The following is a 25,277-nucleotide window of genomic DNA, read 5'->3' as shown; positions in this document are numbered from 1 at the left end:
CTCACCGGCTCAAGCGGCGCAGCTCAGCTCGGCTCAGGCGTGGCTCAGGCGCAGTACTGCGCTTCCTTGCCGATCGACCGATACATGCAGTCTGAGTTCTCCAGCAACTGCAGCACCGCGTCCCGGTTCCGCGCGGTCTCCCGGGCGATCACCTCGTCGGGCGGATAGAAGCCGCCACCCGAGGCCGACCCCGGATACATCTCGAAGGTGTACCCGAAGATCTTCTGGTTGCCCCACAGCCAGTCGTCGATCGACCCGTCCGTGATGTAGAGGTCGCTGGACTGCTCGGGCGTGTACCCGTTGCTCGCGGCCATCTTCCCGCCGACCGTCGCGAACGCGTTGCGGTCGTCCGCCGTCATCCCGGTCGCCGTGTCCGCGGTCGTGTACCCGAAGGGCCACAGCACCAGCTCGCTGTAGGTGTGGAAGTCGATGCCGGTCTTGATCTGCTGGACCCCGCCGACGACCCGGCTGCGCACGAAGTTGGCGACGACCTTCACCTCGGGCGCCGACTCGGCGGCCGTACCCCGGTAGGTGTCCGAGGACGTGGACCCGGACGAGCCGCCACAGCAGCCCCAGCGGTAGTTCCAGTTGCGGTTGAGGTCGGTGCCGACGGCCGACGAACCGCTGTTGGGCTGCCGGTTCTTGCGCCACGAGCGGTACGAGCCGGTGGCGACGTCGTACTCGCCGCCGTCCGGGTTGATGTCCGGGATGATCCAGATCTCGCGGTTGTTCACCATGTTGGTGACGCGGGAGTCGGTCCCGTAGTCGGAGGTCAGCTCGTTGAGCAGATAGAGCGCCATCTCGACGGTGAGGTGCTCACGGGCGTGCTGGTGGTGGGTGAACAGCACCTCGGGCTCGGCCTCGTCGGTGCCGACGTTGTCGCTGATCTTGATCGCGACGATGTTCCGGCCCTGGTACGAGGTGCCGATGACCCGCTGGCTCGCGATCGAACTGTTCGCCGCGACCACGGAGTTGATCTCGTTCGTCATCTCCGCGTAGTTGTGGTAGCGGGAGTCGGCGGACGGGAAGTCGAAGAGCCGTACGTCGTCCTCGCCGTTCGACCGGTCCGGGGCCGCGCCGAGCGGGGTGATCTCGTAGCCCTGCTGCTTCAGCTTCTTGATCTGGTCCGCGCGTCCGGAGACGAAGACCGAGTGGTCGTCGGCGTCGTCCACGGTCACCCCGGCCTGCTGCAGCGCCGTGCGGGACTTGCTGTCCGAGTGCATGTGGACCTCGTACTGACGGATGTCGTCGGCCGAGGCCTTCGGCCGCTCGGCGCTGGTCGCCGTCGCGTCCGTGGTGGTCGCGGCGACCGGGGCCGCGAGGGCCAGCGCCAGCAGGGTGGCGAGGGCGGCGGTGCGGCGACCGGATCTCCTGCCGGTGCCGTCGGGCGTGGTCGCCCTGCCGCGTGTGCGGAGTCGCATCGAGTCTCCTAGTTTCTCCAGGAATTCCGGGGTCTCCGGAAGTGGGGAGTGGAGCGGGGGGTGGATCCTTGCGACGTGCCTCGGGCCCGGCCGGTGACCGTGGGGGTGCCGGCCGTGCCCTGGTGCGGGTGTGGCGCCATGGTGCGGGTCTGGCATGACCAGGTCAAGAGTGGGACGGTGCGGCCAGGGGTCGAGATGGCCGGAACAGGGGCGAACGGGCCGGGAGTTCACGGCGCGCGTAAGCCCTACACAACCGCGTACACGCCCATCGGTCGCGTAGTCCCCCAATTACGGACGTACCCGGGCGGGAAACAGGTATATGCAGGGCCGGAAACGGGTAGTCCTCCCCGTGTGCCGCGTACGAGTGGCGGCAACCCTGGAAGCATGCTGCAACTCTCCGGGGGTCTCCTTCCGGATTCCGGCCCCCATTTCGCCTCGTACCCCCAACCCCCCATGGGCGCGGGCCACTTGAGTGTCGAGTACGACCCCCGTCCCACCGCCGCCGCACAGGCCCGCGCGCAGGTGCGCAGGCAGCTGGAGGGATGGGGTCTGCTCGACCAGACCGACACGGCGGAGCTGCTGGTGAGCGAACTGGTCACCAACGCGCTGGTGCACGCGGAGAGCCGACTGAAGCTGACCCTGTCGGCCGCCCACGGGGTACTGCGCTGCGAGGTGTCGGACACGGACGGCCGCCCGCCCCGGGTGCGCCGGGTGACGCAGATATCGGAGAGCGGCCGGGGGATGTTCCTGGTGGACGCGCTGGCCGGGCGCTGGGGCTGCCAGCAGGACGGCTCGGGCAAGACCGTGTGGTTCGAGCTCGGCACGTGCGGGGCGGACGGCTGCGTGTAGCTCCGCTGGGATGAGCGGGTTCGGCGGGACCGGTGGCTTCGGTGGCAGCCGGTGCCGAAGCCACCGGCCGCTGAGGCCGTCGGCTGTCAGCGGCGTCGTCGTGGCTGGTCGCGCGGTTCCCCGCGCCCCTTCGGGGGCGCCGGTGCGGGCCCTCTTGCCCGATGCCGTCCCTTGGGGTTTCTTGACCCTCATGGCGGACACCACGGGAAACCCCACTGACACACCCGCATCATCCGACACCAACCCCCCACCCCGTAAATCCAGTTGGAAGTACATCGGCCCCGGCATCGTCGTCGCGGCGACCGGTGTCGGAGCCGGCGACCTGGTCGCGACCCTGATCGCCGGCAGCAACTTCGGCTACACCCTGCTGTGGGCCGCCGTCATCGGCTGCCTCGTCAAGATCTCCCTGGCCGAGGCGGCCGGCCGCTGGCACCTGTCCACCGGCCGCACCCTCTTCGACGGCTGGGCCAGCCTCGGCCGCTGGACGACGTGGTTCTTCGTCGTCTACGTCGTGATCTGGGGCTTCGTCTACGGCGCCGCCGCGATGTCCTCCAGCGCCCTGCCCCTCCAGGCGCTGTTCCCGGACGTGATGGACCTCAAGTGGTGGGCCGTGCTGTGCGGCCTGAGCGGCCTGGTCTTCGTCTGGTTCAACAAGTACGAGGTCTTCGAGAAGGTCATGACGGTCCTGGTGGGCGTCATGTTCCTGGTCACGGTCTATCTGGCGATCCGCGTCACCCCCAACCTCGCCGACGCCTTCGCCGGGCTGCTGCCCGTCCTGCCCGACGAGAAGGACTCGATCCTCAACACCCTCGGTCTGATCGGCGGCGTCGGCGGCACGATCACGCTGGCCGCGTACGGCTACTGGGTCAACGCCAAGGGCTGGACGAACACCGGCTGGATGAAGGTCATGCGCCTGGACAACCGGGTCGCCTACATCACGACCGGCATCTTCGTGATCTCGATGCTCTTCGTCGGCGCCGAACTGCTGCACTCCGCGAACATCGCCATCGCCTCCGGTGACAAGGGGCTCATCCAACTCGGCGACATCCTGGCCGAGGAGTACGGCACGGCCACCGCGAAGTTCTTCCTGATCGGCTTCTTCGCCACCTCGTACACCTCCCTCATCGGCGTCTGGCACGGCGTGAGCCTGATGTTCGCGGACTTCGTGGCGCGTTTCCGCGCGAAGGAGGCGGTGACGGGCGAGGAGGTCGCCTCCGGCCGGCGCGAGAAGTCCTGGCCGTTCCGCGCCTACCTGCTCTGGCTCACCTTCCCGCCCATCGTCCTGCTCTTCCAGGGACAGCCGTTCCGCCTGATCATCCTCTACGGCGTCCTCGGCGCGGCCTTCCTGCCCTTCCTCGCCGCCACTCTCCTCTGGCTCCTCAACTCCTCCCGCACCCCCCGGGAATGGCGCAACGGCATCGTCAGCAACGGCATGCTGGCCGTCGCGGGCCTGCTGTTCCTCGTCCTGGCCGTGAAGCAGATCTGGGACCAGCCGTGGGCCGACTTCTTCTGACGCCGGGCCGTCAGCCGAGCGACTTCCATCGCTCGCCGGTGGCGATCTCCCTCAGCTGAGCCATGGTGAGCGCGGGGGTCGCGCGGGTCGCGGCGGTGTGCTGGGCGCCGGAGTTGAAGGCGCTGACCACCACCCGAAGCCCGTCCGTGCGGAGCGTGTCCACGGTCCACCTTGCTTGTCGGGCAGGGTGCCCGGTCCTTCAGGGCCGGGGTGAATCCCCGTTCCCGTGTAGCGGGCAGGGGAAGCCGGATCGCCGTCAGGGCGATTCGGCGTCTGGGGAGGAACAAGGCGGGCGGGGGACGGCCTCAACCGTTCGCGGTGTCGGCGGGTCGGGGCCCTGTGGTTGGAGGTCGCCCTGGGAGGGATGAGCGTGCCGGTCACTCTCATGGGTGATGTGGGTCGAAGTCGTGCGCGGGAGGGGAACGGGGTGTCTAGGTTCGTGGCATGTCTCGTTTCCGGATGTATCCGTCGCGCGCGCAGGCCGAGCAGATGCTCACGCACTGCGCGCACGCGAGATACGTGTGGAATCTTGCCGTCGAGCAGCACGCGTACTGGAGCTCGGGTCGCAGGTCCGCGCCGGGTTTCGCGGAGCAGTGCCGTCAGCTGACCGAGGCCCGGCGGGAGAACGCATGGCTGGGTGCGGGGAACGCGGACGTGCAGCAGCAGGCGTTGAAGGACTTCGCCCAGGCAAGGAGCGCCCGCTTCACGTCGGGGTTCGGTGAGCCGACCTGGCGCAGGAAGCACGTGCACGAGGGCTTTCGGGTCATCGGTACCGACCGCGTGCCGGAATACGAGGCGGACGGATCGCCGAGGCTGAACGCGAGGACCGGACGGCAGGTCATGGGCCGGTCAGTCGTGGTGCAGAGGCTGAACCGGCGGTGGGCGCAGGTGAAGGTGCCCGGCTGCGGCTGGGTGCGCTTCCGCCTCAGCGCCAAGGGCAAGGGTGCGCAGCTGCCCGCCGCGAAGACGTTCCGGGTCACCTTCCGCAACGGGCAGTGGCACATCGCCTTCGCCGTCGTCCCCGACCCGGTCCCGGCGCCCGGCACGGACACGGTGATCGGCATCGACCGGGGCGTCACGGTCACCGCCGCCCTCTCCGACGGCCGGACACTGAACTGCCCCCAACTCACCGTCAAGGAACGCGCCCGGATCCGCAAGCACCAGCGGCGCGCGGCCAGAGCCCCCAAAGGCAGCCCTGCCAAGGCAGCCGAGCATGCGATCGTGGCCGGGCTCAGGGCGCGGGAGGCGAACCGGCGCAAGGACTGGTGCGAGAAGACCAGCACCATGCTCGCTCGCGGCTATGAGCTGATCCGGTTCGAGAAGCTGAACATCACAAACATGACCCGCTCCGCGAAGGGGACCGTGGAGCGGCCCGGCCAGAGGGTGGCGCAGAAGTCCGGTCTGAACCGGGCGATCCTTGCCCAGGGCTGGGGGCTGCTGCGGCAGCGCACCGGGCACAAGGCCCCCGGCCGGGTCGAGGACGTTCCCGCCCCCTACACCAGCCTGCGGTGCAGTGCCTGTGGATGGATCGACAAGAACTCGCGCAAGAGCCAAGCCGTGTTCGTCTGTTCCTCCTGCGGCTTCACCTGCAACGCCGACACCAACGCCAGCATCAACATCGCGGCAGGACAGGGCGGAATCCCCCGCCCCCGGCGCACAGCCGGTGCCGGAGGGGTGACAACGGCCACCAGCCGTTCGAGCGCCCGTGAACCCCAACCCCTATGGGCTGGAATCCCCCTCTTTCAAGAGGGGGAGGATGTCAAATGACGACCCCCTCGCCGCCCTTCTCCCCGGGCTGCTTCCTCTCGACGACCTTCGTGCCGTCGGGCAGGGCCTCGGCGTCCGCGCCGAGCAACGAGCCGGCGCGGTCCGTCATGCCGGGCTGCACGTTGATCTGCACCAGGCTCCCCCCTCGCCGTACCGCGGCCGAGCTGGCGTTCATCGCCGCGGCGGTCTCCTCGACGGACCGGTCCTCCCAGTAGCGCAGGACGACCACGGCCCGGTCCTTGGGCGGCAGTTGGGCCAGCGCCTCGACGAGGGTGAGCCGCAGGGACGCGTCGGAGCCCGGCGCGGCGGGCCCGTCCGGGAGCACGTCGGTGGCCCGCTCGCGGCTGCTGCGCCGCCGCTGGTGGGCGAGGAACGTCCTGGTCAGCACGGTCTGGGCATAGCCGGCCGGGTTGTCCGCCCGCCGCACCCGCCCCCACTTCACGTACAACCGGCCGAGCGTCTCCTGCACCAGGTCCTCGGCGAGATGGGTGTCCCCGCCGGTGAGCAGACACGCGGACCGGTACAGATGCCCCGCGCGCGCCGCCGCGAACTCCTGGTATCCGTCCGCGCGGACTGGTCTCATGCGTGGCTCCCCCTGAACGGACTCGCGTTGTCGCCTCTCACTCCCTTGATGCGGTGGCCCCCGGGGAATGTTTCACCCGAGGGTGAGAGATACGGTGCGCTACGAGTCACACCAACGGGGCAGAGGACACACACCATGGACCAGCCGGAACAGGGGCACCAGCCGCCACCGCCGCCGCAGCAGCCGGGGACGCCGCCGGACGGCGGGCAGGGCTTCGGCCCCCCGCCCCCGCCGTACGCGCCCCCGCCCACGCCCCCCGGCCCGCCGTACGCGCCCCCACCCCAGCCGTACGCCCAAGTACCCCAGCCGTACGCCCAGCCCCCGCAGCCGTACGCCCAGCCCCCGCAGCCGTACGCCCAGCCCCCGCAGGGCCAGCCCCCGCAGCCGTACGGCCAGGCACCCCAGCCGTACGCCCCGTCGCCCCAGGGCCCGGAGTTCCTGGCCGTCGACCGGCACAACTCCGTCGTCATCGACGTCAACGGGGTCGCCTTCGAGGACCACGGCGTCTCCGTCGACTTCTCGTGGTCCGAGATCCGCAGCGTCCACTACAAGGCGAGCGGCAACGGCAAGGCCCTCATGGTCGCCGTCATCCACCTCGACGGCGGCTTCTTCGAGTGCTCGGTGGAGGCCAAGCCCCGGGAACGCCTGCACCAGTGGTTCCCCCACCTCGCCCAGGTGCTCGGCCACTACCGCCCGATGGGCTGACGGCCCTTTCAGCGCAGGGAGGCGAAGAACTCCCGTACGTCCGAGGCCAGCAGGTCCGGCTCCTCCAGGGCCGCGAAATGGCCGCCGCGGTCGAACTCCGTCCAGCGCACGACGGTGTTGACCTGCTCGGCCCAGTGACGGATCGCCACGTCCTCCCCGAAGTTCGCCACCGCGGTCGGCACCCCGGAGGTCGCCGTCGGGAACCAGTCCGGGGCATGGCTGTTCTCGTAGTACATCCGGGCCGCCGAACCGGCCGTGCCGGTCAGCCAGTACAGCATCACGTTGGTGAGCAGGGTGTCCCGGCCGACCGCGTCCTCCGGCAGCGCGGCCGAGGAGTGTGTCCACGCCTGGAACTTCTCCATGATCCAGGCGAGTTGGCCGACGGGGGAGTCCGTGAGGCCGTACGACAGTGTCTGCGGACGGGTCGACTGCAGGGCGTTGTAGCCGAAGCCGTCCGTGGTGAACTCGGCGATGCTCGCCAGGCTCCGCAGCTCCCGCTCGTCGAGCCCCTTCCGCTCGTCCTCGTCCACCGGGCCGAGCGGGATGAACCCGACCGACGCGGCGTTCACATGGACCCCGACCACCGCCTCCGGGGCGACGCGGGCCAGCGCGGGGGAGACCAGCGCGCCGAGGTCGCCGCCCTGGGCGCCGTAGCGCTCGTAGCCGAGCCGGCGCATCAGCTCCGCCCAGGCGCGGGCGACCCGGGAGACGTTCCAGCCCTTGTCCCGGGTGGGCCCGGAGAACCCGAAGCCGGGGATGGAGGGGATCACCAGGTGGAAGTCGCTCAGCAGGTCGATCACACCGAGGAACTCCACGATCGAGCCCGGCCAGCCGTGCGTGAGGATCAGCGGCAGCGCGTCCGGCCGGGCGGAGCGGACGTGCAGGAAGTGCACCCGCGCGCCGTCGATCTCCGTGACGTACTGCGGGATCTCGTTGAGGGCGCCCTCGTGCTCGCGCCAGTCGTAGGTGCCGCGCCAGTAGGCGGCGAGGTCGCGGAGGTACGGCAGCGAGGTGCCGTAGGCCCAGCCCGCGTCCGGGAGTTCGTCGGGCCAGCGGGTGAGGTCCAGGCGGGTGTGCAGATCGTCCAGCTGGGCCTGAGGGATGTCGATCCGGTGGCTGCGCACGCTGTTGTCTGTCATGAGTCCAGTGTGGGAAGGCTTGCGGACAGCATGTGTCCGCAAGGGCGGGCGGATTGCTCTCGCATGTGCCGTGCCCCGGTCGGCGGGAGCACGACCGGCCGCCGACCGGGGCACCGATGCTCACGTACCCTCTCGCGCCGGACAAGCCTTTCGAATCAGCTCGAAAGGTGTTGACCGACGGGCCCCGCACGGACGCGCCCGGCCGGGGGACCACGCGGCACGCGCCACGCCCCCGGCCGGGCACACCAAGGCCCCGGCAGGCGCCACGCCCCGGTCGGGCACGCGCTACGACCCCGCCCGGGCGCGCTACGACCCCGGCCGCTCCCGGTAGCGGTCCACGACGGCCCGCTCCAGCACAGCGTTCTCCGCCAGTACCGTCCCCTTGGCCCCGGTCGGGTCGTCCTTCGTCAGCCAGGTGCGTTCGCCGAGGTAGACCAGGGTCTCCCGGTCGAAGATCCACTCGGTGGCCCACCCCGACCGTCCGTCGACGCGGCGGATGCCGACACCGTGCCGCCCGGCCGGGTCGGTCGCCTCCTCGACCCGGGTCACCCCGGGGATCCTCGCGGCGGCCCCGTACAGCGCGGCGGCGGTCCTCGGGGGCATGACCGTCCCGCCCAGCAGTGAGCCGATCTGGTCGAAGACGGCCTGGTCCTTCTCCTGGCCCTCCCACGTCCTGGTCAGGCGGGAGAGCTCGGAGAGCAGTTCGTCGGGGTCGGTGGGAAGTGAGGCCAGCCACTTGTACGTCGGACGGTCGATGCCGGCGGGGACGCCCGGTGAACCCGGCGGCAGCAGTTCCCTGACCGGGAAGTAGCCGCCGTCCTCGTAGTACAGGGCCAACTGTTTCACCGGGCCCGGCTCCTGCGACACCCAGGCCTCCCGCGGGAGCAGCTCTCCGGGCTTGTACGGGCCGTCCTCCACGGCCTCCGCCCCGCCCGTCAGGGTCTTGACGTAGACCAGCTGGTCGTCGCGGACCGGCTCGACCTCCGTCCGCGCGGCGACGTCGGCGATGCGGTCGAGCAGGACGACGGCGCTGGTGCCGTCGGAGCGCCGCGGACCGTCGCCGGAGTCCGTGGTTGTGACCAGACCGACGGTCAGGGCCCCGGCCAGGGCCAGCGCGGCGGCGGGCAGCCACAGCACAGGGCGGACCGGTCGCGGGCGGGGGCGGGGAGCCGCCGTGGCGAGAACGGGGTCGTCGTCGATGAGTCGCATCAAACGGTCCTTGTGGTGAGCGAGGCGATCAGGCGGGACGTCCCGTTCGGGCGGGGTCGGCAGCAGTCGGGCCGGCACCTCGTTCATCGGGTTCCCTCCTGGATCTCCTTGAGCGGACGGGCCGTGAACACGGCCTCGCCCCGTACCTCTCCGCGACCGCGCCCCGGTTCCATGTCTTCGGCGTCCACTGCGTCTACGGCGTTCTCCGCGCGCTCCGCCCGCAGCCGCTCGTCGGTGAGCCGGGCCAGCCGCGCCCGCGCCCGCGAGAGCCGGGATCGTACGGTCCCCACGGGCACCCCCAGCGCCTCGGCCGCCTGCCCGTAGTCGAGGCCGGCCCACACGCACAGCGCCAGCACCTCCCGCTCCCCGCGCCGCAGCCGCCCGTACACCTGGCGTACGGCGGCGAGCCGGCGGGCGTCGTCCAGCCGTCCGGCGGTCTCGTCGGCGAAGTCGGCGACCGGGGCCGGGGCGGGCCGGCGGGCCAGGAACGCCAGCCGGCGGCCGAGACCGCGGTTGGCGTTGCGGGCCTTGTTGGTCGCCATGCCCAGCAGCCACGGCTTCAACGAGCCGCCGTCCGGCTCCAGTCGCCGCCGGGTGCGCCAGGCGTCGAGGAAGGTGTCCGCCATCACCTCCTCGGCCGTCGACCAGTCGCCGGTCAGCCGGTAGGCGTGGTTGTAGACGGTCCGCGCGTAGGCGTCGTAGACCTCCGCGAAGGTCTCCCGGTCGCCTGCCCGGATCCGCGCCCGGAGCGAGGACTCGTCCTGCGTCCCTGCCCGCTTGGGGTCACTCATCTCGTATGCACCTCTCCCACCTCACACCCCTGTCTCTCCGTGAGGCGGGAGAGGTTCCGGTGATCCGCGCCACAGCCGGGCGCGGATCACCTAGGGTCGCCTACGGCAGTCCGTGCACGTGCGGACCCACCGCGTTGGACCACGCGTTGCCGGCCGTGGCGTCCCAGTTGGTCGACCAGGTCATCGCGCCCCGCAGGTCGGGGTATGTCCTCGGCGGCCGGAAGGAGCCGCAGTTGGTGCCCCGGGCCAGGCAGTCGAGGGCGTTGTTCACCACCGTCGGCGACACGTACCCGCTGCCCGCGCCCCGTGTCGAGGCCGGCAGCCCCAGCCCCACCTGGGAGGGGGCGAGCCCGTTCTCCAGCTGGATGCAGGCGAGGGCGGTGAGGAAGTCCACCGACCCCTGGCTGTAGACCTTGCCGTCGCAGCCCAGCATGGAACCGCTGTTGTAGTACTGCATGTTGACGACGGTCAGGATGTCCTTGATGTTCAGCGCGGTCCGGAAGTACGCGTTCGACGTCGACTGCATGTCGATGGTCTGCGGCGCCATCGTGATGACCAGCGAGGGGCCGGCCTTCGCCGACAGCGACCGCAGGGCCTGGGTCATATAGGTCGCGTTCAGCCCGTTCTCCAGGTCGATGTCGACGCCGTCGAAGCCGTACGTCCGCATCAGGGCGTGCACCGAGTCCGCGAAGTTCGTCGCGGAGGCCGCGTCGTTCACGGCCACGGTGCCGCGCTCGCCGCCGACCGACACGATGACCTTCTTGCCGGCCGCCTGCTTGGCCCTCACGTCCGCCTTGAACTGGTCGACGGTGTAGCCGCCGAGCCCCGCCGAGTCGAGGGTGAAGTCGACCGCGCCCGGGGTGGCGGTGGCGTCCGCGAAGGCCACGGCGATGATGTCGTACTGCGCCTGCACGTCCGACAGCTTCTGGACGGCCGCCCCGTTGTTGAAGTTCTGCCAGTAGCCCGTCACGGCGTGCTTCGGGACACCCGTGCCGCCGCCCGGAGTCGCCGTCGTCGTCCCCGTCACCGTCGCCGAACGCGCCGACTCACCGGCCGCGTTCACCGCCGTGACCTGGAACGAGTACGAGGTGGAGGCCGCCAGTCCCGTCACCGTGGCCGAGGTCCCGGTCACCGACTGGACCCTCGTGCCGCCCCGGTAGACCTGGTAGCCGGTGGCGCCCGACACCGGGTTCCAGGCCAGGGAGACCGAGGAGGACGTCGAGCCCGACACCGTCACCCCGGAGGGGGCGGACGGGATCGTGGGCGGCTGGTCGCCGCCGCCCCCGCCGTCGGGACCGAAGACGGAGACGTCGTCGACGAAGTACGCGGTCTGCCCGTACCAGCCGTGCGTGTAGACCGTCACCGAGGTGGTCGAGGCGCCGGTGGTGAAGGTGGTCGACAGCTGCTTCCAGGCCGTCGAGTCGGGCGTCCACGTCGAGACGTCGGTCGTCCCGGTCCCCGTCGCCCCCAGATAGGCGTACCTGCCGCGCACCCAGGCGCTGAGCGTGTACGTCGAGTGGGGCTTCACCGCCACGGCCTGGGTGCAGCGGGCGTGGTCCTGCCCGGCCGGGGTGGCCCGCAGCGCGGCCGCGCCGCCGTGCACCGGGGAGGAGACCGTGGTGCCGCTGCCCGCCGAGCAGTTCCAGTCGCTGAGCCCCGACTCGAATCCGGCGTTCCTGGCGTTGTTGATGTCCGCGGCGGACGCCTGTCCGGCGCCGGCGAGCGAGAGGCCGAGGGCGAGGGAGACGGCGAGGACTCCCGACCGGAGCCGGAGCCGGGTCCGCCCCGGCGCCCGCGTGCCCTCGCACCCCGGCGCGTTCATCCGCGTGCGTAGGTGTCTTCTGTGTCTGAACATATGCGTAAGTTGGTCCAGACCAATCGAGTTGTCAATACTCCCGCACGAGCCCCGGGCACCCGTTCGTGGAGCCCAACACCCCCGCTCGCCTGCCGAGTTGAGGCATATGCGTCTCACTCTGTGTGGATACGGCCCCCACCCCGCGTGAGTTGATCAAGGAGATTCAGTGTTGATCGGGCCATGCCGTGGATATGGTGCTGATGCAAGACGATGCGGGAGGGACGTCGACGCGGACGTCGCTCCCCACAGGGGCCGTCTGAGGCGGTGGTCGACCACTCCGCCGAAGTGAACGGGGTGGTGTGCAGCGTGCCGACCGCGATAGCCGTCACCAGTTCCGACCTGGTGCTCCCACCGCACGACCGGCAGACCCCGCCCGCGGTCGTACAGCCGCAGGAGACCCTCGAAGCCTCGCTGTACGGCATGCACGCGCTCATCGAGCAGCACGGCTATGTCATCGCCCTCCACGCCTCCTCCGACGCGTCGGCCGTCACCCGGCGACTGCACACCGTCCGTTCCGTGCTGGAGAGCGACCGCATCGCCCTGCTCGGCGTGGACCTGCCCCCGCTCGGCGTCGCCCTGCTCGCCCAGCAGCTGCGGCAGCTGTCCGTGTGCGACTTCAGCCCCGGAGTGCTCGCCTCCTCCGTGCGCCTCCTCGCGCACTACATCTACGCCGGCGCGCTCCTCGGGTCCGTCGCCAAGCTCGACCGGGTGCCGGTCACGCTGAAGTCGCACGCCAAGTCCTGGCTGCCGGGCGCCCAGTTCGCCGTCCTGGCCAACCCGCGGCCCCAGCTGGTCCGCCTCCACACCGCCGACGAGGAGCCCCTCGCGGGACCCGAGTTCGGCACCCGGCTGCTCGTCGCGCAGGGACCGCAGCCGCCCTCCGACTGGGTCACCGGGACGCTCGCCCCGGCCTGGCAGGTACAGGGCTCCCTGCCGGTGCCGCTGCCCGAGGGCTCCGTGCGCTGGTGGGGGACCGGCAAGCTCGTCGAGTTCGCCGCCGGCCTCAGCGACGTCTCCGTGCTCTACCAGCTCGTGTCGTCCGTGCGCCGCGAGACCTGCCACTGGTGCGGCCTCGAACTCATCGGCGACCGCTGCGGGTTCTGCGCGGCCCCGCTCCGAGAGCCCGAACCGCCGCCGCCGGTGCGCGCGCTGCCCCGAGGGGTCACATGACAGCCGTACGCCGACCCCTCGGCCCGCAGGACCGTACGACACATCCGTCACCGACCTGTCCGTCACCGCACCGTCCGTCACCGCCCCGACCGAGCGGCAGGCCCGCTCACGTGCCCGGCACGTCCCCACGAGGTGAGATGTAGTGAACTCGCGCCAGCGCCGCGGCGTCATCCTGCTGGTCCTCTCGGCCCTGTGCGCCCTGGCCGCCTTCGCCGGGGTGCTCTCGGTGATCCGTGACGTGAACGCCAAGGTCGGGCCCGAGGTGACCGCGTACCGGCTGAAGAGCGACATCGCGCCCTACAAGGAGCTGACGGTGGGGCAGTTCGAGAAGATCTCGATGCCGGAGCGGTGGCTGTCCGGCACGGCCGTCACCGATCTGGCGGAGATCCGCGGCAAGATCGCCGTCACCCAGCTGAGCAAGGGCTCCCTGCTCCAGTCGGACATGATCGTCGACCGGCCCGAACTCGAAGCGGGGCAACAGGAGATCGCCATCCTGATCGACGCCTCCACCGGAGTCGCCGGAAAGATCAACCCGGGGTCGCGGGTCAACATCTACGCCACGTTCGAGGAGAAGGACAGCGACTCGGGCAAGGACACCTCCAAGCTCATGGTCGCCGACGCCCGGGTCATCGACGTCGGCAAGCTGACCCCGCTCGAACCGGGCCAGTCCAGCAACGACCGCCGGCGCACGACGACCGAGGCCGTCCCGATCACCTTCGCGCTCGACACCGCCGACGCCCAGCGAGTCGCCTTCGCCGAGTCGTTCGCCGAGCACGTCCGTCTCGCCCTCGTCGGGGGCGGCGAGGCCACCGTCGTCGTACCGGACGACCGTTCGTACACCCTCGACGAGGACAAGTAGGAGGCCCCGCGATGAGGTCGGTCCGGAACGTCCGCACGAGGGCACCTCGAACGGGGGTGCGTCGAATGCGCCTGCGGATGGGCGTGCCGAGGCTGGGCATGCTCAGGGGGGTACGGCGCACCGGAGCGCCGTTGGCGACGAGCGGGTCGAGGGCGCCCGGCGAACCCTGCGGGTGCGCGTCGCCCGGCGCACCCCGTCCGACCGAGACCTGCGCACCCCGCCCGTCCGAGACCTGCGCACCCCGCCCGTCCGAGACCTGCGCACCCCGCCCGACCGAGACCTCCGCAGCCCGCCCGACCGCCGTGATCTCCTCGCCCTCCGCGTCCTTCGCCACACGAACGGGGATCCGCCGATGACCATCCGCATCCTCCCCGCCGCCGGCGACGTCGACTCGGCCCGCGCCCTCACCACCCTCCTCGGCCAGCTCACCGACGCGGAACCGGCACCGCCCGTCTCCGACTCCACCGCGCTGCTGGACACCCTGGCGCGGCTGGCCGCCGACTCGCTGGACGAGCTGCCGGAGGTGGTGCTCGTCCACGAACGGATCGGCCCGGTACCGGCGTTGGACCTGGTCCGCGATCTCGTCCTGCGCTTCCCGGCGGTCGGCGTCGTGCTCATCACCTCCGACACCAGCACCGGCGTCCTCACCGCCGCCATGGACTCCGGCGCCCGGGGCATCGTCCAGCTCCCCCTCTCCTACGAGGCACTCGCCGAGCGCGTCCAGGCCGCCGCCGCCTGGTCGGCGGGCATGCGACGCCACCTGGGCAGCGGAGCGCCCGAGCTGTACGCGGGCCCCGGCGGCACCGTCGTCACGGTCAGTGGGGCCAAGGGCGGCGTCGGCGCCACCGTGACCGCCGTCCAACTCGCCCTCGCGGCCCGCGCGTCCGGCCGTACGGTCGCCCTCCTCGACCTCGACCTCCAGTCGGGGGACGTGGCCTCGTACCTCGACGTGCAGTTCCGCCGCTCGGTCGCCGACCTGGCCGGCATCACGGACCTCAACCCCCGGGTGCTCCAGGAGGCCGTCTACGCCCACGACACGGGCGTCTCCCTGCTCCTCGCCCCCGCCGAGGGCGAACGCGGCGAGGAGGTGACCGACCGGGTGGCCCGCCAGGTGGTCGCCACCCTCCGTTCCCGGCACGACGTGGTGGTCGTCGACTGCGGCTCCCAGATGAACGCGGCCACCGCGGCGGCCGTCGAGATGGCCGACCAGGCCCTCCTGCTGGTCACCCCGGACGTCGTCGCGGTCCGCGCCGCCAAACGCATGGTCCGCCTCTGGGACCGCCTCCAGATCCGCAAGGCCGAGGAGACCCTGACGGTCGTCAACCGCCTCTCGCGCGCCACGGAGATCCAGCCGCCCCTGGTCGAGAAGGTCACCGGCACCAAGGTGGCCCGCGCCGCCGTCCCCGCCGCCTTCAAGGAACTCCAGTCCGTGGTCGACGCGGGCCGCCTCCAGGACCTCGACGCCCGCTCCGTCGTCAAACAGGCAATCTGGGCCCTGGCCGGTGAACTGGAACTGGTCGCCCCGCCGGAACACGGCCACGGCGGCCGACGCCGCCGCTCCTCCGACCGGGGCGCCCTCGTCCTGCGCCGCAAAGGAGGCGACCGGGGCTCGGCGACCCTCGAATTCGCCGGCATGCTCCCGCTGATCCTGATCACCATGACGATCCTCTGGCAGGCGGCGCTCTACGGCTACACCTACTCCCTCGCCGGAAACGCCGCCGACGAGGCCGCCCGCGCCGCCACCGCCGCGTACGCGGTCGACGGCGACATCGCCGGCGCCTGCGAGACCGCCGGCAGCGCGAACCTCCCGGGCGCCTGGAGCGACACCTCCATCGACTGCGCCCCCGCCGGCCCCGTCATGCGAGCCGAGGTCCAGGCCAACGTTCCCCTCTTCTTCCCCGGCTTCGACACGGGCTGGACGGTCAACGGCGAGGCGGGCGCGGCACTGGAAGGGGACACACCATGACCGCCCGAACCCCCGACCAAACGGCGCCCCACTCCCACCGGCGGAAAGCCGACGCACCCGCGAACACCGCGACCACCCAGCGGCACCCCCGACGGAGGCGCCGTAGGGAGAGCCGCGTACGGCGAGAAGGGGGCGTGTCGGGGGGTGTCCGCCCGCAGCGGTTGGCGCGTCAACTCGCCCCGCTTCCCAGCCGACCGATTCCGCGCCGTTCCGAGGACGGACACCCCCCGGCGCGCCCCCGACCCACCCCCCGCCCCCGGGCGAACCCGACACGCACAGGACGCCGCTGGAACGACCGAGGTTCCTCCATCCTGGAGTTCGCCGGCTTCCTCCCGATCCTGCTCCTCGTAGGCATGGCGGCGATCCAACTGGGCCTGATCGGCTACGGCATCAGCCAGGCCGGCTCGGCCGCCCGCGCGGCCGCCCGCGCCGAGTCGCTCCAGCCCGGCACCGGCGCGGCCGCGGGCGCCGCCGCGGCGAGCGCGTGGCTGGACCCGGACCCCTCCGTCGACCCGGGAGGCGGCGGCACGGACACCACCACCGCCACGGTGGTCGTCACCGTCCCCTCCGTGATCCCCCTCTTCGACCCGGTGGCCGTGGAACGCTCGGCCACCATGCCGAACGACCTCGACCCCTGACCACCGAACCCCCCGACCCCCGAGAGGAGTTGACGAGAAGATGAGCCTGCGATCCCGTATCGCCGCCCCCGACGAGGGGGGAGCCGGACGCGAGGACGGACACCTCGTGGCCGTCTACCGCGCCAAGCTCCTCGAAGAGATCGACCTCGCCGAGATGTCGGCCCTGACCGCCGCCGACCGCAGGGCCCGCCTGGAACGCGTGCTCGGCCACATCATCAGCCGGGAGGGCCCGGTCCTCTCCTCGGGCGAACGCTCCCAGCTGATCCGCCGGGTCGTCGACGAGGCCCTGGGCCTGGGCGTCCTCGAACCCCTCCTCGCCGACGCCTCGGTCACGGAGATCATGGTCAACGGCCCCGACTCGATCTTCGTCGAACGAGGCGGCCGCGTGGAGCAACTGCCCCTGCGCTTCGCCTCCACCGACCAGCTGATGCAGACGATCGAACGCATCGTCTCGACCGTCAACCGCCGGGTCGACGAATCGAACCCCATGGTCGACGCCCGCCTCCCCACCGGCGAGCGCGTCAACGTGATCATCCCCCCGCTCGCCCTCACCGGCCCCACCCTCACGATCCGCCGCTTCCCCCGCGCGTACACCCTCCCCGAGCTCATCGACCTCGGCTCCCTCGACGAGCAGATGCTGATGCTCCTGGCGGCGTTCGTCCGCGCCCGCTTCAACGTGATCGTCAGCGGCGGAACCGGCACCGGAAAGACAACGCTCCTCAACGCCCTCTCCGGCCTCATCCCACCCCGCGAACGCATCATCACCATCGAGGACTCCGCCGAACTCCAACTCCAGCAGGACCACGTCATCCGCCTGGAGTCGAGGCCCCCCAACATCGAGGGAAAGGGCCAGATCACCATCCGTGACCTGGTCCGCAACTCCCTCCGGATGCGCCCCGACCGCATCATCGTCGGTGAGGTCCGGGGCGGCGAGACCCTCGACATGCTCCAGGCCATGTCCACCGGCCACGACGGCTCCCTCGCCACGGTCCACGCCAACTCCGCCGAGGACGCGCTGATGCGGTTGCAGACCCTCGGCTCGATGTCCGAGGTCCTCATCCCCTTCGAGGCCCTCAAGGACCAGATCAACTCGGCGGTGGACGTGGTCGTCCAGCTCACCCGCTTCGCCGACGGTTCCCGCAAGGTCACCGAGATCGCCCTGCTGGTCTCGCACGGCCGCGAACAGTTCCGGATCGCGACCGTGTCCCGCTTCGCCCCCGACCCCCTCGGCGGCGACCGTGTCGTCCACGGCCGCTTCGAGCACCTGCCGATACCCCGCCCCGTCGCGGAGAAGCTGTACGTGGCCAACGAGCCGCTGCCGCCCGCCTACGGCGTGGCCGAGGCCATCGACCCGCTCAACACCCGCCAGGCCATCGGATAGCCGAGAGCCCCCGAGGAGGTAGGACCGACCATGGCGACCACCGACAACACCACCCTGCTGGCGCTCGGCGCCACCGTCCTCTGCGGCACCCTCGCCGTCGCGGGCGCGCATGTGTACGCCTCCGGCCGGGCGCAGCGCCAGGCCCTCGTCGACCGTCTCGCGGGCCACCAGGGCGGCCCGCTCCGCACGGCGACGGGCCGGGTGCGGCGCTTCACGGCCGTCGACCGCCGCCTGCGCCGCACCCGCCTGGGCCGCGCCATCCACCTCCGGCTGACCACGACCGGGCTGGACCTCACGGCGGGGGAGTTCGCCACCTACGTCGCCTTCCTCGTCGTGGCGCTCTGGCTGGTCGCCGCCGCCACCCTGGCCCCCTTCTTCGGCCCCATCGCGGGCGCCGTGGGCGTGTGGGCGGCCGCCATCTTCCTCAACTGGCAGCGCCAGAAACGCATCGAGGCCTTCATCAACCAACTCCCGGACGTGGCCCGCCTCCTCGCCAACGCCACCGCCGCCGGCCTGGCCCTGCGCACGGCCCTCGCGATGGCGGCGGAGGAACTGGAAGCCCCGGCCGGCGAAGAACTGGCGCGGGTCGCGGACCAGCTGGCGCTCGGCCGCTCGGTCGACGACGCCCTCGGTGAACTCGCCGAACGCCTCCCCTCCCGCGAACTGATCGTCCTCGTCACCACCCTCGTCCTGTCCAACAAGGCGGGCGGAACCGTGGTCAGCTCGCTGCGCAACCTCACCCAGACCCTGGAGGACCGCAAGGAGACCCGCCGGGAGGTCCGCACGATGCTCTCCGAGGTCAACGCGACGGCCTTCACCGTCCCCCTCCTGGGCCTCGGCTCCCTCCTCCTGATCAACTCCTCGAACGACGGCGCCCTGGCCCGGGTGACCGGCTCGCCCCTCGGCCAGCTCCTGGTCCTGATCTCGATCGGCCTCTACACGATCGGCTTCTTCGTCATCCGCCGCCTCGGCAAGATCGAAGTATGAGAAGGCCCCGGTGACCGACATGACGACCTCGACGCCCTCCTTCCTCCCGTTCCTCCTGGCCCTCCTGATGGCGATCTCCGTGGCGGGCGTCCTCCTGGGCATCCGCATGATCCGCGCGGACGCGAAACTCCCCAGCGACCTCGCCCTCGCCCTGGAGGTGGGCGCCACCCGCGTCTCCAAGACGGGTTCGGCCGTCGACCGCCTGGGCATGCGCTTCGCGCCCCTCGTGCTGCGCCTCATGGGCCCGCGCCGGGTGGAGGCCAAACGCCACCGCATCGACATGGCGGGCAACCCCGGCGGCCTCACCCTCAACCGCTACGCCGCCCGCCGGGCCGTCTACGGCTTCTTCGGCGCCTTCATGGGCCTCGTCTTCCTCACCAGCGGGCGCCCCCTGTTCGCCGCGTTCACCTTCGCCTTCGGCCTCCTCGCCGCCGACGCGGCGATCTGGCAGGCCGTGCGCGAGCGCAAGGACGTCATCGACCGCACGCTGCCCGACTTCCTCGACGTGCTCGCGGTCGTGGTCTCGGCGGGGCTGGGCTTCCGCCAAGCGCTGGACCGGGTCGCGGAGAAGTACGAGGGCCCCTGGGCGGACGAACTGCGCATCACCCTCCGCCAGATGGACATGGGCGTCAGCCGCCGCCAGGCCTTCGACGAACTCCGCCGACGCAACTCCTCGGAACAGGTGGCCCAGTTCGTCTCGGCCCTCCAACAGGGCGAGGAGCTGGGTTCCCCCATCGCCGAGACCCTGATCCAGCTGGCCGCGGACATGCGCCGCACCGACGCGCAGAACGCCCGCCGCCGAGCCGCCCGCACGATCCCCAAGGCCACCCTCGTCACCCTCGTCTTCATGCTCCCGGCCACGATGATCCTCATCGCCACGGGCATGTTCCTGGGCTCAGGAACAAACTTCGGCGAAATCCTGGGCCGCTGATGAACCCCCAAAGCGCGCGCAGCCCCTGGCGGGCCCGCCTGCAGCTCCCACTCCTACCTTCCCCCTCCCCCTCCCCCTCCTGCGGGCAGTCGTGCCGCTGGGGCGGCACGGGTGGGCGCAGGCGGCACCTCGTAACCGCCGAGCAGCGGACCCCACCCCCGCCCAGCCCCGGCAAGGGCCCCCGCACGCAGCCCCCGCCCGACACCAGCGAGAACCCCCGCCCACAGCCCCCCACCCCCGGCGGAGCCCCCACCACCGGCTACCTCGCCGACGACGCCACACCCCCCGCCACCCTCCGCCTCCAGCTCAACGCCCTCCAGGCCCTGGCCCGCCAGACCTTCGCCGTCCGCCTGGTCACCCTCACCATCGGCACGCCCTTCGCCATGGCCAACACCACGAACGGCCCCCCGACCCACGCCGTACTCATCGCCGCCGTCCTCGGCATCACCATCTCGTACGCCATGCTCAGGGACTGGGACCGCTTCGCCCCCCGCCTCCTCGCCCACCCCACCCTCATGGCCCTGGACCTCCTCTTCGGCGCGGTCCTCCTCCTCACCGCCTCCCCGGTCTCCCCCCTCGCCTACGCCACCGTCTGCACCCCCCTCCTCTCCGGCCTCCTCTACGGCTGGCGCGGCGCCGGCGTCCTCACCGGCCTCCAGCTCGCCGTCCTCCTCACGGTCCACCGCGCCTGGGAACACCGCCCCGGCGCAGGCGCCAACACTCTCCTCATCGCCGGGTTCTGCGTCGCCGCCGGCATCATCGGCGTCACCCTCCGCAACCTGATGTTCCGCTTCGGTACGGCCACCCAGGCGCTCGCCGAGGCCACCTCCCGCCTGGCCGTCGCGGAGGCCGTGGAGTCCGAACGCGCCCGCCTGGCCCGCGACCTCCACGACTCGGTGGCCAAGACCCTCCACGGCCTGGCCCTCGCCGCCGACGCCCTGGCGACCTCGGCCGGCCACCCCACCCCCGACCCGGCCCACCTCAGACAACAGGCCGGCCTGGTCGCGTCGGCCGCCCGCCGGGCCGCCGCCGAATCCCGCGACCTCCTCACGGACCTACGCCGTCACACCGACCTGACGACACCGGCCCCGCCCACCGACCTCACGGCCGAACTGAAGGCGAGGGCGGCGGACTTCGCGACCCGCACCGCACTCCCCACGCACGTCACCGTCACCCCCCACACCGGTGAGGCACCCCCACCCCTCCCACCCGAGACGACCCACCACCTCCTGGCCATCACCTCGGAGGCCCTGGAGAACGTCCACCGCCACGCCCACGCGACGAGTGCGGTCGTGTCCCTGACGACCACCCCGGACACGCTCCAGCTCACGATCAAGGACGACGGAGTGGGCCTGCCGCCCACCCTGACCCTCGAAGAAGCGCAAAGATCCGGCCACTTCGGTCTCCTGGGCATGGCGGAACGAGCGGCCCGCACGGCCGCGACCCTCGACGTACGCACGACCCCCACCGGCACGGAAGTAAGGCTGACTCTCCCGCTGCCCACCGCCGCACCCCCGGCCACCCCCCTCACTCCCCGACAGGAGGCCGCACATGCCTGACCAGCCGCAGGCACGCCCCGGCCCGCCCCTCCGCGTACTCGTCGCGGACGACAACCCGGTGGTCCGCGCCGGCCTCACGGCGCTGCTGGGCGCGCACCCCGACATCACGGTGGTGGCCCAGGCCACGAACGGCGAGGAAGCCGTGACCGAAGCGCGCCGCCTCCGCCCGGACGTCGCCCTCCTCGACGTCCGCATGCCGGGAACGGACGGCCTGACCGCGCTCCCCGAACTGGCCGCCCTCTGCCCCGTCATGATGCTGACCTACAGCACGGAGCCCGAGGTGGTGACCGAAGCCCTGCGCCGCGGAGCGTCCGGCTACCTGGTCCACGGTGACTTCACGGCCCCCGAACTGATGGCAGCGGTACGGGATCTGCGGGAGGGGCGCCCGACCATCTCCGCGACTGTCTCAACTTCACTCGGCGTTTCCTACGAAACTTCACACGAAAGTCACGACCCGCCTTCGCAGCTGCAACCATTCATGACACAGTCGCCAAAGGCAGTCCCCGCTCGCACGACGACCCTGCACCGCCGTTCTCTCGACCGTTCCAACCGACCGTCCTTCGGCCTGAGTTCAAGGGAGGTGGAGGTGATGGACCTCATCGCGTCCGGCATGAACAACCGTCAGATCGCCGCCACCTGCTTCATCAGCGAGAAGACCGTCAAGAACCACATCAACCGCATCTTCGCGAAACTGCACAGCTCGACCCGCAGCGAAGCGATAGCCCACTGGCTGGGTACCGCCCTCGGGGGGTGGTCCCGATGACCCCACCCTCCGACAAAAGTTGGGCCCCCGGACCCACCCCCCGTACGGGCCGACTCACGTACGGTGATCCGGTTGGTGTCGGCATCGCGCGGGAAGGCAACCGCCATGAAGGTGAAACACCGTTTCGAAACCTGGAGGACCACGGTCGCGTCCCGCATGCGCGGCAAGGACCGCGACGCGGGCGCGGGTTTCGTGGAGTACGCGGGCATCATGATCATCGTCGCGGGGATCTTCGTGATGATCGATGGTCTGGGGTTGGACGGGCTGATCTCGGGCGCGATCCTGACGGCCGTGAGCAACGTCATCGGCGGCTGAGCGGCTCACGGAGGTTCGACGACCGTGGGTCCACCCTTCCCCTCTACATCTGGCTGACGGCGATCCTGCTCTTTACGGCGTTGGCCTTCTTCGCGTTCGCTCAAGCTGCGTCCGCCCGCAATGGTGCCCAGTCTGCGGCGGACGCTGCTGCGTTGGCGGCGGCACAACAGGCGCGGGACGAACTTCTGCTGGACCTGGGCGACGCCATCGGCGGGGGCGATGTCGACTGGTTGGACTGGCTCGACCTGTCGGGAGGACTCCCTGCCGAAGGAGATGCCACTGCTGCCGCGGCGGCGCTGGCCGCGCAGAACGACTCGACACTCCAAGGCGGAGCTCAGCCCACTGAGGTGGGCGGCGATCCAGGATTTCAGGTCGACGTGGTGACGGACTACACCGTGGGCGATTCGATCATTCCCGGCACCGAGGACATGACGGCCACCGCCAGTGCGGTCGCCGTCATCCAGCCGCGTTGTGACTTCGACGTGAATGCCAACCCCACGAAGCCCGTCACGCTGGACTGCGACGGCGTGCCCGTGGACATCGACCCCGGAGATTTCGATCCGGACGACCTTCCCGACGCGTCTGTGATGTTCGCTGTGCGTCTGGCCGAGTGAGAGGAAGCTGTGTCCATGAAGTTCCGGTACACCATGAAGGGCCGCATGGCTCTGTCCACGGTGACGATCGCCACCGGGCTGGTTCTCACGGTGGCCGGCTGTGGCGGAGGAGGGGATGACGACAAGGCGTCTGACACGAAGTCATCGTCGACCCCGTCCAAGGACAACAGAGCGGACGAGGAGCAGGATTCCGATGCCCCCACTACGGAGTCGGTGCTGGCCGAGGTCAAGGCCGGTGGCCTGACGCTCAAAGTCACCTCGGCCGCCCGTGACGGTGGTGGTTTCGTCACGGTCGAGGGCACGGTGACCAACGGCACCGGCAAGCCGTGGGTCGGCGCGGAGTGGCGCGGCGACGAGAGCGAGCTGGTCAAGAACGGCGGCTCGATCGCGGGCGCGAACCTGGTCGACCAGGCCGGCAAGAAGAAGTACCTCGTCCTCCGTGACACCGAGGGGCGTTGCCTGTGCACGAGGTTCACCGGCGGCGTCCGGACCGGCGCGACCACCGACTGGTTCGCCCAGTTCCCCGCCCCTCCCGAAGGCACCACCTCCGTGGACTTCCAAGTCGGCTCCATGCCCCCCGCCACGATCGAACTCTCCGAGGACGAGTGACCATGACTGTCCTCACCCCACGGGTCACCGCGGCCCTGGCCACCCTCGCCGCCCTCGGCCTCGCCCTGGCGACCCCCTCCCCGGCCGCCGCCGACGACCCCAGCGAACCCCCGGGCACCGTCACCACCTCCCCACCCCCCGAGGTTGACGCGAACAGTCCGGGCCTGAAGCTCGCCCAGGGGGCCACGCTCGCCCCCGCCAAGGTCCTGGACATCAAGTCGGTCGTGGAGGACCTCGGCGGCGAGGAACGCCGCGAGGACACCAACGAGAACGTCACGTTCGCCCTCCAGGCCGAGGTCCTCTTCCCCAAGGACAGCGCGAAGCTCAACCCGCAGGCCCGCTCCCGCATCCAGACCATCGCGGAGGAGATCAAGAAGCAGAGCGCGGGCACCGTCCGCGTCTTCGGCTTCACGGACAACCTCGGCTCGTACGCCCACGGCCTGACCCTCTCCAAGAAACGCGCCGAGGCCGTCCACGACCTCCTCGCCGCCGACCTGGGCGGCAACGTCACCTTCGAGGTGCGCGGCTACAGCGAGGACTACCCGATCGCCGACAACTCCTCCGAGGAGGGCCGCAAGAAGAACCGCCGGGTGGAGGTCTCGTTCCCGAGGACCGCGTAGGGGGCCGGCGACGGCACGTCCTTCGCGTACGGCTCCGGAGTCTTAACGGTCCGGATCGGTGTTGCCGTCCGCTTCCGACTCCTGCGGATAGGCGACGAAGGTGCCCTTCGCGGGGAGGGTGACGACCAGGCCGCGTTCGCGTAGCTCGCGGATGGCGCGGCGGGCGGTCAGGTAGGCGACTCCGTATTCCGTGCCGAGATCCCTCTCGCCGGACAGTCGTGCACCGGGCCTCAGTTCACCCGACGCGATTCGGGCAGCGATGTGGTCGGCCACCTGCATGTAGACGTAGGCAATCTTGTTGGGGTCGATGGGTGAGTCGCCTGCTTCTGCTGCCATACCTCCCACCGTAGAACAGCTCTGAGCTGCAGCAATGGCCGTATTGCTGCGTACTGCTATGCACTGACATGCGTAGCAATGTAGGCTGGAATGGACAGACCCCGGCGGCCGTGCAGGGCCCCGGGGCATGGCCGAACGCTTCGAAGGAGCGCCGACAATGCTGGACTTTATCGTCCGACCCCTGGCCCGGATGCTGGGCGTCTGGCTGCCGCACTCACACGGCCGCCACCGCGCGGGCCCCGGCCCCGTCCCCGTCCCGTCCGCCCCAGCTCCCCACCGCACGGCGTCACCGCGCCCACCCGGCACGGTGACCCGCACCGCCACCCCGCCCCACTCCCGCCCCCGCACCCTTGACGACCGCGTCCGCCGCCGCGCGACCCGTGGCCTACGTGAACGACGCCGCGCCCTCTACCTGGCGAGCCTCGGCTTCGACACGCCCCCCGCACCCGGTGAGGCGCACGGCCCCGGCGCCCTGACGGGAGCGACACGATGACGAGCCGCGCCGACCACCGCGTACCGCGACGTCCCCCTGTCCGTATGTGCGCCCGCTGCGAACGCGTCACCGAGAGCCCGGTCCTGGTCCACGAGCACCACGGCGCCACCGGCCCCGGCTTCAACGTGTACGCCTGCACGGAATGCGCCCCGCACTACCCACCGCCGACGGACGGACCGGACAGGCCGTGCTGACACCCTGCCC

At 71.0% G+C, this 25,277-nt stretch carries 27 protein-coding genes; 19 read left to right on the top strand and 8 right to left on the bottom strand.

Annotation, left to right across the window (positions count from 1 at the left end; all coding sequences use genetic code 11):
- Nucleotides 1-44 precede the first annotated feature (44 nt).
- Nucleotides 45-1,421 carry a M14 family metallopeptidase gene (locus ACZ9QC_RS14310; protein WP_472920490.1) on the bottom strand — a complete coding sequence of 459 codons (1,377 nt, stop codon included), beginning with the start codon at nt 1,419-1,421 and terminating at the stop codon, nt 45-47.
- A 453-nt stretch (nt 1,422-1,874) separates the two neighbouring features.
- On the opposite strand from ACZ9QC_RS14310, the gene ACZ9QC_RS14305 reads away from it, so the two are divergent.
- Entirely contained in the window at nt 1,875-2,270 is a 396-nt protein-coding gene (locus ACZ9QC_RS14305; RefSeq protein ID WP_472921686.1) for an ATP-binding protein, read from the top strand.
- Between the two features lie 190 nt (nt 2,271-2,460).
- A complete protein-coding gene (locus ACZ9QC_RS14300; protein ID WP_472920489.1) occupies nt 2,461-3,783 on the top strand; it encodes an Nramp family divalent metal transporter in 1,323 nt (440 codons plus the stop codon).
- Nucleotides 3,784-3,793: 10 nt separating this feature from the next.
- Here ACZ9QC_RS14300 and ACZ9QC_RS14295 read toward each other — a convergent pair whose 3' ends face one another.
- The gene (locus tag ACZ9QC_RS14295) at nt 3,794-3,946 is read right to left on the bottom strand and encodes a hypothetical protein (RefSeq protein WP_472920488.1); all 153 of its coding nucleotides are present in this window, start codon (nt 3,944-3,946) and stop codon (nt 3,794-3,796) included.
- A gap of 281 nt (nt 3,947-4,227) precedes the next feature.
- Between ACZ9QC_RS14295 and ACZ9QC_RS14290 the strand changes: the two genes are divergently transcribed.
- The gene (locus tag ACZ9QC_RS14290) at nt 4,228-5,550 is read left to right on the top strand and encodes an RNA-guided endonuclease InsQ/TnpB family protein (RefSeq protein ID WP_472920487.1); all 1,323 of its coding nucleotides are present in this window, start codon (nt 4,228-4,230) and stop codon (nt 5,548-5,550) included.
- Here ACZ9QC_RS14290 and ACZ9QC_RS14285 read toward each other — a convergent pair.
- Complete coding sequence (locus tag ACZ9QC_RS14285; RefSeq protein WP_472920486.1) at nt 5,543-6,133, bottom strand: SigE family RNA polymerase sigma factor; 591 nt, start codon at nt 6,131-6,133, stop codon at nt 5,543-5,545. The two genes, ACZ9QC_RS14290 and ACZ9QC_RS14285, sit on opposite strands and share 8 nt — an antisense overlap.
- Nucleotides 6,134-6,268: 135 nt before the next feature.
- Here ACZ9QC_RS14285 and ACZ9QC_RS14280 point away from each other — a divergent pair, with 135 nt between their 5' ends.
- Nucleotides 6,269-6,838, top strand: a complete 570-nt coding sequence (locus ACZ9QC_RS14280; RefSeq protein ID WP_472920485.1) for a hypothetical protein — start codon at nt 6,269-6,271, stop codon at nt 6,836-6,838.
- A gap of 8 nt (nt 6,839-6,846) precedes the next feature.
- Here the strand turns inward: ACZ9QC_RS14280 and ACZ9QC_RS14275 are convergent, their stop codons facing one another.
- From ACZ9QC_RS14275 to ACZ9QC_RS14260, 4 genes are all read right to left on the bottom strand, one after another.
- The gene (locus ACZ9QC_RS14275) at nt 6,847-7,977 is read right to left on the bottom strand and encodes an epoxide hydrolase family protein (RefSeq protein WP_472920484.1); all 1,131 of its coding nucleotides are present in this window, start codon (nt 7,975-7,977) and stop codon (nt 6,847-6,849) included.
- 306 nt (nt 7,978-8,283) lie between these two features.
- Nucleotides 8,284-9,273 (bottom strand): CU044_5270 family protein, encoded by a 990-nt coding sequence (locus ACZ9QC_RS14270; RefSeq protein ID WP_472920483.1) that lies wholly within the window; start codon nt 9,271-9,273, stop codon nt 8,284-8,286.
- Nucleotides 9,270-9,977, bottom strand: coding sequence for an RNA polymerase sigma factor (locus ACZ9QC_RS14265; RefSeq protein WP_472920482.1), 708 nt, complete (start codon nt 9,975-9,977; stop codon nt 9,270-9,272). Before ACZ9QC_RS14265 ends, ACZ9QC_RS14270 begins: the two co-directional genes overlap by 4 nt.
- A 100-nt stretch (nt 9,978-10,077) precedes the next feature.
- Complete coding sequence (locus tag ACZ9QC_RS14260) at nt 10,078-11,799, bottom strand: chitinase (RefSeq protein ID WP_472920481.1); 1,722 nt, start codon at nt 11,797-11,799, stop codon at nt 10,078-10,080.
- 339 nt (nt 11,800-12,138) lie between these two features.
- Between ACZ9QC_RS14260 and ACZ9QC_RS14255 the strand changes: the two genes are divergently transcribed.
- The 13 genes from ACZ9QC_RS14255 (at nt 12,139) to ACZ9QC_RS14195 (ending at nt 24,244) form a co-directional block, all read left to right on the top strand.
- Nucleotides 12,139-13,002: a hypothetical protein gene (locus tag ACZ9QC_RS14255; RefSeq protein ID WP_472920480.1), complete on the top strand. Its 864-nt coding sequence runs from the start codon at nt 12,139-12,141 to the stop codon at nt 13,000-13,002.
- Nucleotides 13,003-13,144: 142 nt separating this feature from the next.
- The gene (gene cpaB, locus ACZ9QC_RS14250) at nt 13,145-13,861 is read left to right on the top strand and encodes a Flp pilus assembly protein CpaB (RefSeq protein ID WP_472920479.1); all 717 of its coding nucleotides are present in this window, start codon (nt 13,145-13,147) and stop codon (nt 13,859-13,861) included.
- 352 nt (nt 13,862-14,213) lie between these two features.
- Nucleotides 14,214-15,827, top strand: coding sequence for an AAA family ATPase (locus ACZ9QC_RS14245; RefSeq protein WP_472920478.1), 1,614 nt, complete (start codon nt 14,214-14,216; stop codon nt 15,825-15,827).
- Nucleotides 15,828-16,180: 353 nt separating this feature from the next.
- Nucleotides 16,181-16,465 (top strand): hypothetical protein, encoded by a 285-nt coding sequence (locus ACZ9QC_RS14240; RefSeq protein ID WP_472920477.1) that lies wholly within the window; start codon nt 16,181-16,183, stop codon nt 16,463-16,465.
- A 40-nt stretch (nt 16,466-16,505) separates the two neighbouring features.
- Nucleotides 16,506-17,846: a CpaF family protein gene (locus ACZ9QC_RS14235; protein WP_472920476.1), complete on the top strand. Its 1,341-nt coding sequence runs from the start codon at nt 16,506-16,508 to the stop codon at nt 17,844-17,846.
- A gap of 30 nt (nt 17,847-17,876) precedes the next feature.
- Nucleotides 17,877-18,833, top strand: a complete 957-nt coding sequence (locus ACZ9QC_RS14230) for a type II secretion system F family protein (RefSeq protein ID WP_472920475.1) — start codon at nt 17,877-17,879, stop codon at nt 18,831-18,833.
- A 19-nt stretch (nt 18,834-18,852) separates the two neighbouring features.
- Entirely contained in the window at nt 18,853-19,764 is a 912-nt protein-coding gene (locus ACZ9QC_RS14225) for a DUF5936 domain-containing protein (RefSeq protein WP_472921685.1), read from the top strand.
- The gene (locus ACZ9QC_RS14220) at nt 19,764-21,323 is read left to right on the top strand and encodes a sensor histidine kinase (protein WP_472920474.1); all 1,560 of its coding nucleotides are present in this window, start codon (nt 19,764-19,766) and stop codon (nt 21,321-21,323) included. Before ACZ9QC_RS14225 ends, ACZ9QC_RS14220 begins: the two co-directional genes overlap by 1 nt.
- On the top strand, nt 21,316-22,086 hold the full coding sequence (locus tag ACZ9QC_RS14215; RefSeq protein WP_472920473.1) for a response regulator: 771 nt from the start codon (nt 21,316-21,318) through the stop codon (nt 22,084-22,086). The genes ACZ9QC_RS14220 and ACZ9QC_RS14215 overlap by 8 nt, the downstream gene beginning before the upstream one ends.
- Nucleotides 22,087-22,191: 105 nt before the next feature.
- Complete coding sequence (locus ACZ9QC_RS14210; protein WP_472921684.1) at nt 22,192-22,401, top strand: hypothetical protein; 210 nt, start codon at nt 22,192-22,194, stop codon at nt 22,399-22,401.
- Complete coding sequence (locus tag ACZ9QC_RS14205) at nt 22,398-23,015, top strand: pilus assembly protein TadG-related protein (RefSeq protein WP_472921683.1); 618 nt, start codon at nt 22,398-22,400, stop codon at nt 23,013-23,015. Before ACZ9QC_RS14210 ends, ACZ9QC_RS14205 begins: the two co-directional genes overlap by 4 nt.
- Nucleotides 23,016-23,030: 15 nt before the next feature.
- Nucleotides 23,031-23,624, top strand: coding sequence for a hypothetical protein (locus tag ACZ9QC_RS14200; protein WP_472920472.1), 594 nt, complete (start codon nt 23,031-23,033; stop codon nt 23,622-23,624).
- 2 nt (nt 23,625-23,626) lie between these two features.
- Nucleotides 23,627-24,244 (top strand): OmpA family protein, encoded by a 618-nt coding sequence (locus ACZ9QC_RS14195; protein WP_472920471.1) that lies wholly within the window; start codon nt 23,627-23,629, stop codon nt 24,242-24,244.
- A gap of 42 nt (nt 24,245-24,286) precedes the next feature.
- Here the strand turns inward: ACZ9QC_RS14195 and ACZ9QC_RS14190 are convergent, their stop codons facing one another.
- Complete coding sequence (locus tag ACZ9QC_RS14190; RefSeq protein WP_472920470.1) at nt 24,287-24,580, bottom strand: winged helix-turn-helix domain-containing protein; 294 nt, start codon at nt 24,578-24,580, stop codon at nt 24,287-24,289.
- Between the two features lie 157 nt (nt 24,581-24,737).
- Between ACZ9QC_RS14190 and ACZ9QC_RS14185 the strand changes: the two genes are divergently transcribed.
- Nucleotides 24,738-25,073 (top strand): hypothetical protein, encoded by a 336-nt coding sequence (locus ACZ9QC_RS14185; protein ID WP_472920469.1) that lies wholly within the window; start codon nt 24,738-24,740, stop codon nt 25,071-25,073.
- On the top strand, nt 25,070-25,267 hold the full coding sequence (locus ACZ9QC_RS14180) for a hypothetical protein (protein WP_472920468.1): 198 nt from the start codon (nt 25,070-25,072) through the stop codon (nt 25,265-25,267). Before ACZ9QC_RS14185 ends, ACZ9QC_RS14180 begins: the two co-directional genes overlap by 4 nt.
- The last annotated feature ends 10 nt before the right edge of the window (nt 25,268-25,277 follow it).

Source organism: Streptomyces sp. HUAS MS02, from assembly GCF_055702265.1.
This window is presented reverse-complemented; position numbering and strand designations above follow the sequence as displayed.

Coding starts and splice junctions, on each gene's coding strand:
- ACZ9QC_RS14310 (WP_472920490.1), bottom strand. CDS start 1,421: ATGCGACTCCGCACACGCGGCAGGGCGACCACGCCCGACGGCACCGGC.
- ACZ9QC_RS14305 (WP_472921686.1), top strand. CDS start 1,875: ATGGGCGCGGGCCACTTGAGTGTCGAGTACGACCCCCGTCCCACCGCC.
- ACZ9QC_RS14300 (WP_472920489.1), top strand. CDS start 2,461: ATGGCGGACACCACGGGAAACCCCACTGACACACCCGCATCATCCGAC.
- ACZ9QC_RS14290 (WP_472920487.1), top strand. CDS start 4,228: ATGTCTCGTTTCCGGATGTATCCGTCGCGCGCGCAGGCCGAGCAGATG.
- ACZ9QC_RS14285 (WP_472920486.1), bottom strand. CDS start 6,133: ATGAGACCAGTCCGCGCGGACGGATACCAGGAGTTCGCGGCGGCGCGC.
- ACZ9QC_RS14280 (WP_472920485.1), top strand. CDS start 6,269: ATGGACCAGCCGGAACAGGGGCACCAGCCGCCACCGCCGCCGCAGCAG.
- ACZ9QC_RS14275 (WP_472920484.1), bottom strand. CDS start 7,977: ATGACAGACAACAGCGTGCGCAGCCACCGGATCGACATCCCTCAGGCC.
- ACZ9QC_RS14270 (WP_472920483.1), bottom strand. CDS start 9,273: ATGAACGAGGTGCCGGCCCGACTGCTGCCGACCCCGCCCGAACGGGAC.
- ACZ9QC_RS14265 (WP_472920482.1), bottom strand. CDS start 9,977: ATGAGTGACCCCAAGCGGGCAGGGACGCAGGACGAGTCCTCGCTCCGG.
- ACZ9QC_RS14260 (WP_472920481.1), bottom strand. CDS start 11,799: ATGAACGCGCCGGGGTGCGAGGGCACGCGGGCGCCGGGGCGGACCCGG.
- ACZ9QC_RS14245 (WP_472920478.1), top strand. CDS start 14,214: ATGACCATCCGCATCCTCCCCGCCGCCGGCGACGTCGACTCGGCCCGC.
- ACZ9QC_RS14240 (WP_472920477.1), top strand. CDS start 16,181: ATGGCGGCGATCCAACTGGGCCTGATCGGCTACGGCATCAGCCAGGCC.
- ACZ9QC_RS14235 (WP_472920476.1), top strand. CDS start 16,506: ATGAGCCTGCGATCCCGTATCGCCGCCCCCGACGAGGGGGGAGCCGGA.
- ACZ9QC_RS14230 (WP_472920475.1), top strand. CDS start 17,877: ATGGCGACCACCGACAACACCACCCTGCTGGCGCTCGGCGCCACCGTC.
- ACZ9QC_RS14225 (WP_472921685.1), top strand. CDS start 18,853: ATGACGACCTCGACGCCCTCCTTCCTCCCGTTCCTCCTGGCCCTCCTG.
- ACZ9QC_RS14220 (WP_472920474.1), top strand. CDS start 19,764: ATGAACCCCCAAAGCGCGCGCAGCCCCTGGCGGGCCCGCCTGCAGCTC.
- ACZ9QC_RS14215 (WP_472920473.1), top strand. CDS start 21,316: ATGCCTGACCAGCCGCAGGCACGCCCCGGCCCGCCCCTCCGCGTACTC.
- ACZ9QC_RS14210 (WP_472921684.1), top strand. CDS start 22,192: ATGAAGGTGAAACACCGTTTCGAAACCTGGAGGACCACGGTCGCGTCC.
- ACZ9QC_RS14200 (WP_472920472.1), top strand. CDS start 23,031: ATGAAGTTCCGGTACACCATGAAGGGCCGCATGGCTCTGTCCACGGTG.
- ACZ9QC_RS14195 (WP_472920471.1), top strand. CDS start 23,627: ATGACTGTCCTCACCCCACGGGTCACCGCGGCCCTGGCCACCCTCGCC.
- ACZ9QC_RS14190 (WP_472920470.1), bottom strand. CDS start 24,580: ATGGCAGCAGAAGCAGGCGACTCACCCATCGACCCCAACAAGATTGCC.
- ACZ9QC_RS14185 (WP_472920469.1), top strand. CDS start 24,738: ATGCTGGACTTTATCGTCCGACCCCTGGCCCGGATGCTGGGCGTCTGG.
- ACZ9QC_RS14180 (WP_472920468.1), top strand. CDS start 25,070: ATGACGAGCCGCGCCGACCACCGCGTACCGCGACGTCCCCCTGTCCGT.